9 protein-coding genes and 1 other RNA gene are annotated in these 13,560 nt (G+C 41.9%); 9 read left to right on the top strand and 1 reads right to left on the bottom strand.

Annotated elements, in window-relative coordinates:
• Nucleotides 1-557: 557 nt before the first annotated feature.
• The 3 genes from glnA (at nt 558) to I6E84_RS08065 (ending at nt 4,029) form a co-directional block, all read left to right on the top strand.
• Nucleotides 558-1,967, top strand: coding sequence for a type I glutamate--ammonia ligase (gene glnA / locus I6E84_RS08075; RefSeq protein WP_110923825.1), 1,410 nt, complete (start codon nt 558-560; stop codon nt 1,965-1,967).
• Nucleotides 1,968-2,160: 193 nt separating this feature from the next.
• Complete coding sequence (locus I6E84_RS08070) at nt 2,161-2,946, top strand: hypothetical protein (protein WP_197217366.1); 786 nt, start codon at nt 2,161-2,163, stop codon at nt 2,944-2,946.
• 330 nt (nt 2,947-3,276) lie between these two features.
• Nucleotides 3,277-4,029, top strand: a complete 753-nt coding sequence (locus tag I6E84_RS08065) for a DUF4124 domain-containing protein (RefSeq protein ID WP_197217365.1) — start codon at nt 3,277-3,279, stop codon at nt 4,027-4,029.
• A gap of 139 nt (nt 4,030-4,168) precedes the next feature.
• On the opposite strand, the gene I6E84_RS08060 is transcribed toward I6E84_RS08065, so the two are convergent.
• Complete coding sequence (locus I6E84_RS08060) at nt 4,169-4,882, bottom strand: SIMPL domain-containing protein (RefSeq protein WP_197101422.1); 714 nt, start codon at nt 4,880-4,882, stop codon at nt 4,169-4,171.
• A gap of 261 nt (nt 4,883-5,143) precedes the next feature.
• On the opposite strand from I6E84_RS08060, the gene ffs reads away from it, so the two are divergent.
• The 6 genes from ffs (at nt 5,144) to I6E84_RS08030 (ending at nt 13,498) form a co-directional block, all read left to right on the top strand.
• An RNA gene (gene ffs / locus I6E84_RS08055) (signal recognition particle sRNA small type) lies at nt 5,144-5,240 on the top strand.
• Nucleotides 5,241-5,535: 295 nt separating this feature from the next.
• Entirely contained in the window at nt 5,536-6,132 is a 597-nt protein-coding gene (locus I6E84_RS08050) for a LemA family protein (RefSeq protein ID WP_197217363.1), read from the top strand.
• 72 nt (nt 6,133-6,204) lie between these two features.
• Entirely contained in the window at nt 6,205-9,066 is a 2,862-nt protein-coding gene (locus I6E84_RS08045; protein ID WP_197217361.1) for a M48 family metalloprotease, read from the top strand.
• 156 nt (nt 9,067-9,222) lie between these two features.
• A complete protein-coding gene (locus I6E84_RS08040; protein ID WP_197217359.1) occupies nt 9,223-10,092 on the top strand; it encodes a hypothetical protein in 870 nt (289 codons plus the stop codon).
• 157 nt (nt 10,093-10,249) lie between these two features.
• Nucleotides 10,250-11,374, top strand: a complete 1,125-nt coding sequence (serC, locus tag I6E84_RS08035) for a 3-phosphoserine/phosphohydroxythreonine transaminase (protein WP_197217357.1) — start codon at nt 10,250-10,252, stop codon at nt 11,372-11,374.
• Between the two features lie 291 nt (nt 11,375-11,665).
• Nucleotides 11,666-13,498 carry an extracellular solute-binding protein gene (locus I6E84_RS08030; protein WP_197217355.1) on the top strand — a complete coding sequence of 611 codons (1,833 nt, stop codon included), beginning with the start codon at nt 11,666-11,668 and terminating at the stop codon, nt 13,496-13,498.
• Nucleotides 13,499-13,560 lie beyond the last annotated feature (62 nt).

Here is a 13,560-nt window from a genome sequence, read left to right as displayed (position 1 = left end):
TACTTGCGAGGAGACTTTGGTTATTGGCTTGTCTGATATTTTTTAATTGTAAGATATGCACTAAAAAAGAACATTGTTCGTTAATGGTGCGGTTTTTTAGCACCGAAAAAGTGCAAAAATATGATGTTTTATGTCTATAAATGAGAAATAAGAGGTGAGTGGGTCGTTGATAGGCCATGCTTGATAAAGAATAAATCATGTTATAGGTAATTGTAATAATTGCGAATTAAGTTGATGGGTGTTTTCTCAAATATTATTATTTTTATAAGTTGGCACAGCGTTTGCATTACTATTTTCATGATTATTTATGGCTAAAAATTGACTCAAAAATAATTATTAATAAGTGCTAGAAGAGTTTACTATTGTGAGTTATATGTTGTTAGAATGAGAAAAAGCATTATAAGGATGTCTTGACTAAAGACATTGACAGTGCTGATAATAAGCATAATATTGAAGGCGCTATTTAGTATTAAGAGCACAGCTGATATTCTTGAACCAGTAAATTGCATCAGTCACTTTAAATCGCAATAACGTGATCAACACAACGGAGATTATTTATGTCGAACAAATTACTAGACCTTATCAAATCAACAAATGCTAAATGGGTTGACTTTCGTTTTACCGATACCCGTGGTAAAGAGCAACATATCAGCTTTCCTTCACATACCATTGACGAAGAAGTAATGGAAGACGGCAAGATGTTTGATGGTTCATCTATTGCTGGTTGGAAAGGTATTGAAGCCTCAGATATGATCTTGCGCCCAGATCCAGAAACTGCTTTTGTTGACCCGTTCTTTGATTCAGTTACCGTTGTCGTTACTTGTGACATTATCGAGCCATCAACGCTACAAGGCTATGATCGTGACCCACGCTCTATCGCACGCCGTGCTGAAGAGTACTTAAAGTCTACTGGTATTGGTGATACTGCTTATTTTGGTCCTGAGCCTGAATTCTTCATCTTCGATGATGTGAAGTGGTCAATTGATATGTCTGGTGTTAGCCATAAAATCACTGCTGAAGAAGCAGCATGGTCAACAGGCGAGACGTATGAATGGGGCAATATGGCGCATCGTCCACGTGTCAAAGGCGGCTATTTCCCAGTACCACCTATCGATAGCTCACAAGACATGCGTTCAATTATGTGTGAGCGTATCGAAGACATCGTTGGTGCAGGTAGCGTTGAAGTACATCATCACGAAGTAGCATCTTGCCAGTCTGAAATTGGCGTAGCATTCAACACGATGGTACGTAAGGCAGATGAAGTTCAACAGTTGAAATATGTGGTACATAACGTTGCGCATCAGTTTGGCAAAACAGCAACCTTTATGCCTAAGCCAATCGTTGGTGACAATGGTTCAGGTATGCACGTGCATATGTCTATCGCTAAAGATGGCGTAAACACTTTCGCTGGTGATGAATACGCTGGTTTGTCTGAAACAGCTCTGTTCTTCGTTGGTGGTATCATCAAGCATGCTCGTGCTTTGAACGCGATTACCAACCCATCGACCAACAGCTATAAGCGCCTAGTACCACATTATGAAGCGCCTATTAAACTTGCTTACTCAGCATCTAACCGTTCAGCGTCTATCCGTATTCCACACGTGAGCAGCCCTAAAGCAGTACGTGTAGAAGCCCGTTTCCCTGATCCAACAGCGAACCCTTACTTAGCATTTGCTGCATTATTGATGGCCGGCCTTGACGGTATCCAAAACAAAATGCATCCAGGCGAAGCTGCGGACAAAAACTTGTATGACTTGCCACCAGAAGAAGAAGCACAAATCCCAACGGTTGCAGAGAGCTTAGATGTAGCACTACAAGCATTGCGTGACGATCATGACTTCTTATTAAAAGGCGATGTGTTCACTGAAGACATGCTAGAAGCGTTTATCGCATTGAAAGAAGAAGAAGTACAGCGTCTGAACGTAACTGTACACCCTGTTGAATTTGACATGTACTACAGCTGCTAATTAGTCGCTAAAGCACTCAGTTATTTTGATTCATAGAAACCAGCTAAGTTATTCTTAGCTGGTTTTTTTATGGAATTTAAACCAATAATTATCTTAAAATAAGAGATTAAGAGTGGATAGTCGATAACAAATACTAGCCGTAACGCTCAATTTTCCAAAATCAGCCATCATAATTATAACAACAGGCACTACCATGAAGCTTTCAACGTTAAGCTCTTTAGTAATAATAACCTTGTCACTGTTTCAAATAAGTTGTATGCAACAAGATAAAAAGCAAGATCCTTATAAAGAGGGCGATATCGTTACTTGGAAGATTAATAATCATCTTATTTTAAAAGCTGAAGTCGGACAAAGGCGAGAGCACTCTCTTGAAAACCACTCTAAAAGAGGGGAAGCCGAGTTCTATCGTCCACAGTATGAGCGTTATCTTGGACAATTTCCTATTGATTATCAGCCTATAGGATTTGACAAGATAAGCGAGTCAGAGGCAAGAGACATGCCTATCTCTAAGCACTCAGGCAGAAGATATGAGTTTAATCTGATGCTTAATGGTTCTACAGTGCAGGCGTCGGATAGAGTAGTTGAGTCTAATGATACTTTAGATCATCCTGATCAGGTGAAGGTAGTGATTAACTCATATCAAGCTAGTCTTACAACTAAAGAGGCAACAGAAAAGGAAGAAAGAGAGGTAAAGGCTAAATACGAAAAAGAGCTTTCAGAAAAGTATGGATTACATTGCCGTACTAGAGATGATATTGGAATACCACACTGCTTTGGTAATTCTATTAATCCACAAGTCTCTGGCATAGTTTTTTCATTTTGGAATGATGAGAAAATCAAAGCTATTTCATACGAGCCTATCTATGGGGGCATCAAAGTCGAATGGTACTTTCATCCTAGCAACTTACAACACTGGCAGGAAATTGATACTGCAATATGGGATTTGATAGAAACGTGGAATATATCGCCAATAGAGTAAATACTGATTACTTAAATCAGCCATCATGATTATAACAACAGGCACTATTATGAAGCTTTCAATGTTTAATACTCAGATTGAAGACACGCTCTAGGGCGTGTCCTCAATTCAATCGATAGTCATCTAAATGGGTTAAAAATGGCTAAATCTTGCCAAACGGCGTCAAATAGCTGACTAATATCTCGATATTATCCTTGTTTGACTGCAATTTATCTCATTTTTATTACCATTTTTAAAATGAAGACACGCCCTAGTGTTATTCGCTGAAAAATACCCCATAATGGTACTATCATATTTGTTAAATACGCGCACTTATTAGGTTGACTGACTATGCACTCACTCTCAAAACATTCCCGTTTGATTCAGACCGCCATGACCATACGCAGTCATACCAAAAATAAGATGTTATTTACAGGCTTGCTCGTCTTCACAGCCAGCCTCTACGCCCCTTTAGCAAATGCCTCTGCTATTTATAAAGTCGTTGATGAAAAGACGGGTCAAGTCACCTTCACCGATCGTCCACAGAATTATGAGCAGCAAGCGGATAAGCAAGTCAGTCAGACCAGTGTCATGACTAGAAGTGATGCTCTTAACTCAAGTAACAATAGCAATACGAGTGGTCAGTCTAGCAGTACTGCTCAAGCTGCCAGCACAGAGACGACGATTACACCTGATGCTGACAGTTCAACCGTCAAAACCGCGGTCAATTATCAGCTTACGATCACTGAACCAAGCGAAGAGCGTGCTTATCGTCGTCCTGCCCAAAATATCGCTGTAAATGTACAAGTAAAGCCATCTTTACAAGCAGGCGATAACGTGAGTATTTACTTGGATGGTAATGAGGTGGCACAGGGTCTTAATGCTTCCATCCCAACGGTAGATATTTTACCAGGATCGCACAGTATCACGGCAGTTGTGACCAATGAGAAAGGTAAAACCCTGCAACAAGTAGCACGAACTGTTTATGTCATCCAAAACAATACAACCTTGCAAGATAATAAAAGAAAGGCAGAGCAGCTGTTGGCTTATCAGAACCTATCGTTGTACCAAAAACTATTATTAAAGTTACGTCAAAGTGATTAGAGCTTGTCTTATTGATGAATGATGAATAACGACAGCATAAATAACAGCTTAAGAAAAAAGGCAAGCACCCTAATGGTGCTTGCCTTTTTAGTATGAATAGTTCAATTTATGAACGAACCAACTGCTGGTATAAGTTGATTTATTTAGTCAGCTCAATCGTACCATTTGCGGTCACTGAGATCGTACTGTTGCCAGACTCAAAGCTTTGGCTTGGTACTGACTCAAGTGAGTCTGATTTCATGCTCATGGCGCTATACATTGGACGCGGGTAGTTACTACCTGTATTTAGGTTGACGTTCACCACACGATAGCCGCGAGCACTCCATGCGCTAGTTAGGTTTTTAGCTTGTTGTTGAAACGCGCGGGAGGCATCTGTCATTAGCTTCTGTTCTAGCGCATCTTTTTTGGTGTCAGACACACCAAAGCTGAGATTTTCCATGACAAGCGTTTCTTGTAGATCAGCAATGAGCTGACTGGTCGCGGCAAAATCAGTACTCTTCAAATCTATATTGGCTTGTCCTGTCCAGCCTATGATTTTGTTGTTTTTATCATAACTAGGGTAAGTGCGCTGCTGTCCTGTGCTGACAGTGACGCTAGGATAGCGTTTGGCGATTTTCATGGCATTGTTGATAGAAGTGTTGAGCGTAGTGGCCAATGCTTTTGAGTCAGTTGCCTGTGCTTTTTTGTATAAGCTGGCTCGTACTTCATCATTTTGCACTTCTTCTTTTACTTCTGTTTGAAAAGTAAGCTGGTCGTAGCCAGTTGGTTCTGCATGCGCGCTACCCATCATAGCGGTTAATAGAAGTGCAGAGCCAGTCGTTAGGGCTGCTTTGTTTAGTAAAGTAGTTTTCATCACTATCTCCTCAGTAAGTTATATCAATGATAAAGAGAGACGCTATCATTAAACGCTGTCTCTCTCTATTAAAAGCAGTGCATTTTATTTGTTAGTTGCTATCCATCATGCTCAGCTTTATAGGCTAACATAGCAAAATTCAGACGCGATGCTGTGATAATTTTGTCACCTAAGTTACTGATTTTTTTGCCTTACAAAAACAGTTTTACGATAGGGGTTGTAAAATTAAAAAATTCTTGTATAATTTGCAACTGGTGGCTCCATTGGTAGCCTCGCAACATTGTTCTATGAATCCCGCCAGGACCGGAAGGTAGCAACGGTAATAGTCACAGTGTGTGCCGAGGATGTGCTTTTGGAGCCGCTTTTTTTTGCCTAAAATTTGATAATTGGTTTTATAATCAGTCAGAAACACTCGTATTATGTATTAAGCCCTTCATTGTAAAGGGCTTTTTTTTGCGTTAATTTTATCTATTTTATATTTTAATTTCTTATTCAATTTCGAAGCTTCATTGATTAATATGAGTTAAAATACAATGTATTAACTTTTTAGTAACATTAGAGTGTGTTGAGTCTTCACCAATAGTCGCTGTTAGTGCCATGGTGGAGTATGCAACAGGCCTTAATATCAATACGAAACGTTTTAGGATTTGATTATGAAGATGTTTGTCTGGCTGTTTATTGCCTTTGTGGTGTTGGTGGTTGTATTTGGGGTATCCATATTTAATAAATTGGTACGCGCCCGTAACCAAGCAAAAAATGGTTTTGCTCAGATCGATGTGCAGCTAAAACGCCGTCATGATTTGATTCCAAATCTTGTTGAGACTGCCAAGCGTTATTTGACGCACGAAGAAGAAACGCTTACTCGTGTGATTAGTGCACGCAATCATGCCCAAAGTTTGCAAGACTCTAATCAGCATCAGCCAGACTCAATGGAGCATATGGCATTATTTGCCAAAGCAGAAAGCATGCTGTCCAAAGCATTAGGACAGTTCTCCGCTGTCGTTGAAGCATATCCTGAGCTAAAAGCGGACAGCGTGATTAAAGAGCTGATGGATGAGTTGACTAATACAGAAAACCGTATTGGCTTTGCACGTCAGCATTATAATGACAGTGTGATGTTTTACAATAACGATCGTGAAGTGTTTCCAAACAATCTGGTTAGCACGACTTTTGGCTTTCGCCCATTAAGTCAGTTGGTGTTTGAAGATAGAAAGGCGATTGCTCAAGCACCTGTTGTCAATATGGGCTGATATTCACAGGCGTTCGGCTATGTTTAGATAATATAAAATTTAGACAATATAAAGTTTAGGTAAGACAAGTAGATGGATTTTTTTGGTGAACAGCGCACACGTACTCAGCGCAGTCTATTACTCTATGGGCTATTTTTTCTCATTGTATTTGCGCATATGGCAGTGGCGCTCGGTGTCATGGTCCTGTTGCTCACGTTATTTACGGGTGGCATTTATTATTGGGCATTAGTACTGGTCATTATCTGGACATTAGGTAGCTTCGCTGGTGGTAGTTTTTTGGAGTATCGTCGTCTAAAAGCGGGCGGTCGTGCCATTGCTCAGCGCGTAGGTGCTGTTAGATTATTTATTGATCATAGCCAAGACGCTTGGGAGCACAGTGAGGGTATTGCTCATCAGCATGAGCCTGTACAAAAGGTTCGCTATAGTGCACGTCATATCGCGGTGCGTGATGAGCGTGATTTTCCACCAGTCTACCGCCGCTATTATGAAATTGCGCAGCAGTTAGCCATTGCTTCAGGTTTGAGTATGCCTGTCTTGTATGTGTTGCCTGATGAGCAAGGCATCAATGGTTTCGTGGCTGGTCGACACAGTCAGGATATGGTGCTGGTCGTGACGCAAGGTGCACTGGATAAGTTGTCTGATGAGGCTTTGTACGGGCTCATCGGACATGAGTATGGTCACATCCTCCATGGCGACGCCACCTTCAATCTGCAGCTGATGGTAGTGTTAGCAGGTTTACAGATACTATATGACTGGAGCGATCCTATCGGTAATGGCAATTATTTTGATAATGCCGTCAATCAAAACCTTGATCTATCACAGAAGTCCATCGATAATCATGCTCGTAGTACCGAAGCGAAAACCGCAAGTTTTACCACCCATAGTGAGTGGGTGGCGTACTGGCAAAGTCAGTCAAAAAATCAACAATCAACCGCAAAAAGTCAGTCGAAATGGCTACACAACAAACCAGTAGTAGATCGCAAAGCGCCTCGTAGCGTTTGGACATTGTTGTTACATGGGTTGAGCTTTTCGAGCATGGCCAGTGCTCAGTTAATCAAACATAGCTTCAACCGTGAGCGTGAACTGCTTGCCGACGCGACCAGTGTGCAGCTGACGCGCTCTCCTGCGATTATGGAGACACTAAAAGCCATCCACCAAGATTCACTTGGTTCACGCTTGACAGGTATCACTGATATCAATGGACTCAGTCATTTTTTCTTTGCCAGTAGTGGCGCAGATCTAGGGGATGTCTCTTGGTTTGCGACTCATCCCAGTTTGTCCGAGCGTATGGGTGCTATCAATGCCAATGCTTACCATAAGTTTGCCGTACAAGTTGCTAAAGAGAAGCGCATCAATCAGCAAAAAATAAAAGAAATATATGAGCAGCGTCGACTTGGGGACGTGGGTAAAGTAAAAACAAATAGCCTAAGTAGTAATGAAAAAGAAAATACTGACAAACAATTACCCCACGCAGAACCACTCTCTACTCAAGCATTGAATAATGGGGTAGAGAAAGAAGAGAAAGGGCTAGATTTCGTTGTAGCGCAAGATGTCGTCATTGATGGGCGATTGCAGGTGCAGACGCAAGATATCGATGTCCATGAACGGTTAGAACCTTGGCAGGCAAAACCTGATAGCGATTTACCATCGGCAGCGCTGATTAGTATTGATGATATTGAAAAAGTCTCGCTACCACAGTATGTACTCAATCACAGTCACCACCCGTTAGGTGCGCAGGCCTTGGTTGAAGCGGTGATGTTATGCCATCAGGGTCAAGCCCTAGCAACGACGAGTACTTATGATTTGGCTGACATTTGGTACGAAGTTACTACCAATAAAACCGATGATCATCGCCAAGCGCAAATTCTACCGCATGCCATCGACCATAAATTGATAGAAATCGTGGCGAGTATCGATCGACGATTGGACAGTGCGCTAATCACAACTGCCATAAAAAATCTGAGTCAGCATAATTTATCCGAAAGCGTGATTGCAGAGCTACGTCTGAAGCATGAGAGTAGCCATAGCAATGAAAGCTATCAGCATTATAGTCAGCAAAAAAAATGTCGTATGATGCTTATGCGCTATCAACAAGGTATCACTGAACTTTTTAACGGCCAGCTAACTGCTGATCTGAGTATAGACTTAGCAGATAAGATGGCGGACAAAGATTTTCTGACGGAAAGTATTCAGTCAGAATCAGCTGACGCCAAAAGTGGTACATCTTGGACGCCTTCTATTTTGTCATTATGGCAAGCGCTACATTTACAACAGCTGTTACCGGTACTATCTACGGTGCTAAGTGATGAGCCTTCACATGCAAGTAAGTATGAGTCATGGCAGCACACATTGCGAGCTGGCACAAAGGGTGTATATGCTCAGCTTGATCCTTCAGGTCAAGTGTTTGCTCGACTGAACGATGTTAAGAGAACGATGCTAATTTTACTAGCATATCGTTTGTCAAAAGATGTCAAAGGCCAAATGACATCAGCGTTATATAGTTCGATGCTTGACTACAACGATGCTAGTGTGGCCCACTATATCGTGGATTTACGCCGCCATGCACGTTTGATTGATATTGATTTAGCAGCCATTAGCGATGCCAATCTACAGTGGTTGCTGCTGATTTCTCAAAACCTCAATAGTATTCAGCTATTGGCATTAATAGAGACTGTGCCTGTGTTCATAGCATCCACCGTTGGGTCGTCTGTAATAGATGCCAAACGCCGTGATAATTATCAAGAGAGACAACAGAGCCTCAAGCAAATAGATTATAATGATACGACTGGTGAGAGTTACACCTATAATAATTATCAGCAATGGCTGAGTACATTGCATACAGTGATGTTACACGATACGATAGTCAGCCAAGATGAGTATGATTGCCTAATGCTGTTGGCAGAGCGCTGGCTAGGCGTTCGAAAGCTCTTTTGAATGCTATGACTGAGTGATGTTACTGAGCGAAGTGTTTAGGCATTGTTTGGCACGCATTGGGCTGGCTAGAAGTAGCATAATTTAAGTTGTTATTTGACATTTTTTAATACAGATACTCTGTAAACCCATCTTAGATGAGTAGGATAGTAAAGACGTATGAGTGACATTGCAGACCCGCTAATTGTATTGCAACATCGTATGCAGCAGCGTCAAATTTTAGCGATGATGGGTATCAATCAGTGGGTGCAGCCAAGCTCCGCCACCATCAATATGGCAGATATCTCTGCGCCTACTATTTCTGATTCTACAATTGATACGCCTACTCAGGCTGTATCGTCTGTTCCTAACATTGAACAACCAAGTATAGAACAGAAAAGTAATGCTGCCGCAAGCATTGAGATGTCAAATATAGCATTTGCTGATTCTGTATCAGCGGCTATCGATGATGACGCCACTCGTAATTATTACCATGATACTAGTGATGTAGGGTTAGAATCACCTAACGAACAAAGCCCTGTCACCTATAGCTTTGATACTAGCGTCAAAGCTATAGGTGATGTACCTGTCAAATCCCTCGTAAACGACATAGCCCAGCAAACCATTGCCGCTATCAAGCAGAGCCCTATTGCTCATATAAACAACGATGAGAGCTTTAAAAAAATAGCACCATTTGATTTGCAAGGCGGTTGTTATGGCGATTGGGTGGTTTTGGTTGATATCCAAGCACTAAACAATGACAGTCAAAAGCTATGGCAGAACATCACCCAAGCGCTGTCAATCACTTGTGAGACCACCTCTTTTCCTATTTGTGAAGGAATGGATACCGCAGAGCTTGCCAATGCCAGTCTCGCGGGATATGTCTTCAAAATTGGCCGCAGTGAAGAAATACAAGTGGTAGCATTGACTGAATTGCCTGAAGGGCTTGAGCATCCGACGCTTACGGCTGTACCCACGTTAGATGAAATGCTCGCTGATAGCAGCTTAAAGCGTCAGCTTTGGGAGAAATTATCTGGTCAAACCAGTTGACCATTGGTGTGGTCATAAATTACTTGTATAAACTATCGGCATAAAAAACAGACATTAGCAAATAAAAACAACGAAAGTCACTTTTACAGTGATTTTGATAGGCAACTTTTACGCTCCAACAAACAACGATAATTTCATCATATTTAGGATAATGACTATGACCACCACATCAACTATCAATACTGTCGCTCCTAACCGTGTGCCTAACTTTTCAGCGGGGCCTGCTACGATACCGACTGCTGTATTATCACGCGCTCAAGACGAGTTGCTTGATTGGCAGGGAAGCGGTATGTCGGTCATGGAAGTAAGTCACCGTAGTAAAGAATACATTGCTATTACGGAAAAAGCTGAAGCGAAATTGCGTTCGTTGATGGACATTCCAGATAATTATAAAGTGCTATTTTTACAAGGCGGCGCTAGCTTACAGTTTTCAGCGATTCCATTAAACCTATTAAATGGTGGGCGCGCAGATTATCTAACGACAGGTGCTTGGTCAGGCAAGGCCATCAAAGAAGCTGATCGCTATGCCAAACTGGGTCTGGGCGAGACTAACGTGGTCGCAACGGGCAAAGAAAGTAACTTTACCAATGTGCCTGATCAAAGTGAGTGGCAGTTAAGTGAAAATGCGGCGTATTTTCATTATTGCGCTAATGAAACCATTCATGGCTTGCAAATATTTGAGCCGCCAACAGTCGATGCACCGATTATCGTTGATATGTCTTCTTGCATTTTGTCACAGCCAATTGACGTCTCTAAATTTGGGATGATTTATGCGGGTGCACAAAAGAACATTGGTCCAGCAGGACTGATTATTGTGATTATTCGTGAGGATTTATTAGGGCAGGCGAGTGAGTGGTGTCCGCTGCTAATGAACTACGAGCATCAGGCTGAAAAAGAGTCTATGTCAAACACGCCAGCGACGTATTCTTGGTACTTGGCAGGACTGGTCTTTGATTGGTTAGAAGAGCAAGGCGGCGTGGCTGCTATCGGCAAGATTAATCAGCAAAAAGCAGACTTACTTTATAAAACGATTGATGACAGCGATTTCTATAACAATCCAGTAGCCATTAAACATCGTTCTATTATGAATGTGCCGTTTACCTTGGCAGACAGCAGTCTTGATAAAGTGTTTTTAGAAGAGTCAGCCGCCGCAGGCTTGATGAACCTAAAAGGTCACCGTGATGTGGGCGGTATGCGTGCCAGTATCTACAATGCCGTATCACTAGACTGGGTACAGCAACTGGTTGATTTTATGATTGCCTTTGAAAAAAAGCACGCTTAAATCAGCACCAGTTTTAGAAAAAAAGACGCAACTTTATGAGCTGCGTCTTTTTTTGTCTAAAATCAGCATGTTTGCTTGGTGGATAGATGGGTGGATAGATGGGTGGATAGATGAATGGTTTGTAATACCACACATTTTGCATGGCAAACCATTAGGTTAAAAAACTGAAGTTTGTTATGATAAATTTTGTGCAACTTATCATGCTTAGCGAGTTTTCAATTAACTTGTAGTCACTAGATAAGTTCTAAATATATTCATCGGTTTGGCAAAAGGGCTTGTTATAACTTTATTATGATAAAAAACACTATGCTAAAAGCCATAATGCTAATTGCCGCAGTGAGCTGTATACCTGTCAGTATCGCAGCGCCAATCACCACGACTGCGCTTGGTCATAATAGTCCTACTCACTATATTGACGCACCATTCATGCCTTATGCCAATCCAAATGCACCAACAGGCGGCACGCTCTCGCTCGATGCGCGTGGCACCTTTAATGCTGCTAATAAGTGGATGACCACTGGTGTGGCAATGGCTGGTACCGACTATCTGTATGATACCTTGATGACTGGCTCATTAAATGAAGCCTTTACGATGTATCCGCAGCTGGCAAGCAAGGTGACGTATGACCCTGACGATACCAGTTGGATTATTTATCATATCAATCCTGCTGCCCGATTTTGGGATGGGTCGCCAGTCACTAGCGATGATGTCAAAGCCACTTATGACGCCATATTGAACAAAGGGCCGATGTATATTCGCAGCTATTTAGGTGATATTAAGGACGTTCAAGTTCTGGATAAGCAACGAGTGAGGTTTGTCTTTGCGTCTGATGAGAATAAAGAAATTTTGTTAACGGTTGGACAGTTTCCTATTTTTGCCAAGACCTCTATCGATGCTGATTTTGAGAAGATTAGTCTAACGCCATTGATGGGCAGTGGTCCTTATAAGCTTGGACGTGTAGATGCAGGGCGAGCGGTCAGCTATATACGCGATGCCAACTATTGGGGGCGTGATTTGATGGTCAATCGTGGTCGTTATAACTTTGATATGATTAAGTTTGTGTATTATCAAAGTGATGAGATTGCGTTTGAAGGTTTTAAATCTGGTCAGTATCGCTTTCGTCCTGAGAATAAAGCGTCCAATTGGGCAACGGGTTATAATTTCCTCGCAGTAAAAGCAGGGCTGATTAACAAAGAGACGATAAGCAGTCAAAATCCAGTACCGATGCAAGGTCTGGTGATGAATATGCGTCGGCCAATCTTTCAAGATATTTGTGTTCGTCAGGCATTGACGGTGGCTTATGACTTTGAATGGATGAATAAAACCTTATTTCATGGGCAATATGAGCGCTTACAGAGCTTCTTTCATGGCTCTGAGCTTGCTGCCACGAATACGCCATCTACTGCTGAGATGCAAGTGCTAACCCCTTTGTTATCTAAGCTTGAACCCATACAACGTCAGGCTGTATTGGCAGAATGGCAGTTGCCTACTACTGATGGTAGCGGTTTTAATCGTCAAGGGCTATTAGAGGCACGTCAGCTATTGCTAGATGCGGGTTTCTATTATGAGGATATGAAGCTGTATCAGCCTGATGGACAGCTTGCTCAAATTGAGATTTTGATGACAGGCGAAACCATGGGACGAGTGCTGTTGCCATACATTCGCAACTTGAAGCGTTTAGGGTTTGATACGACCTTGCGTCAAGTCGATGGCCCGCAATATTATGAGCGTATGCGCAATTTTGATTATGATATGGTGGTGGATGTATTTGCGCAGAGCTTATCTCCTGGCGCTGAACAGGCCAGCTTTTGGGGTGGCGCGGCAGCTGACCAAGCAGGTAATAGAAATACAGCGGGTATTAAAAACGTGGCAATCGACGATGTCATAGACAAGTTGGGTCGTGCTAAGAATCGTGAAGAGATTGTGCTATATACCCAAGTGCTAGACCGCTTATTACGTGCTGGTCATTATTTAGTGCCACTATATGGAAAGTCAGGCACCAATGTCGCCTACTGGAATCAATACCGCCATACAGAAAAACTGCCTACCAATGCTGTCGGCATCGACTACTGGTGGACGGATAAAGCAGCAGAAGCTCGTATTAATACCTATTTAAAAAAGTAAAAATCAACAATTTTGAATGTTGAAGCGTTTCACAAAAACATCTGATAAAAATTAAGCAACAG

This window comes from Psychrobacter sp. SCQQ22, from assembly GCF_015864605.1.
Lineage (GTDB): Bacteria > Pseudomonadota > Gammaproteobacteria > Pseudomonadales > Moraxellaceae > Psychrobacter > Psychrobacter fozii.
Note: the sequence above shows the minus strand (reverse complement) of the source record. Positions and strands in the feature narration are given on the sequence as shown.

Coding starts and splice junctions, on each gene's coding strand:
- glnA (WP_110923825.1), top strand. CDS start 558: ATGTCGAACAAATTACTAGACCTTATCAAATCAACAAATGCTAAATGG.
- I6E84_RS08070 (WP_197217366.1), top strand. CDS start 2,161: ATGAAGCTTTCAACGTTAAGCTCTTTAGTAATAATAACCTTGTCACTG.
- I6E84_RS08065 (WP_197217365.1), top strand. CDS start 3,277: ATGCACTCACTCTCAAAACATTCCCGTTTGATTCAGACCGCCATGACC.
- I6E84_RS08060 (WP_197101422.1), bottom strand. CDS start 4,882: ATGAAAACTACTTTACTAAACAAAGCAGCCCTAACGACTGGCTCTGCA.
- I6E84_RS08050 (WP_197217363.1), top strand. CDS start 5,536: ATGAAGATGTTTGTCTGGCTGTTTATTGCCTTTGTGGTGTTGGTGGTT.
- I6E84_RS08045 (WP_197217361.1), top strand. CDS start 6,205: ATGGATTTTTTTGGTGAACAGCGCACACGTACTCAGCGCAGTCTATTA.
- I6E84_RS08040 (WP_197217359.1), top strand. CDS start 9,223: ATGAGTGACATTGCAGACCCGCTAATTGTATTGCAACATCGTATGCAG.
- serC (WP_197217357.1), top strand. CDS start 10,250: ATGACCACCACATCAACTATCAATACTGTCGCTCCTAACCGTGTGCCT.
- I6E84_RS08030 (WP_197217355.1), top strand. CDS start 11,666: ATGATAAAAAACACTATGCTAAAAGCCATAATGCTAATTGCCGCAGTG.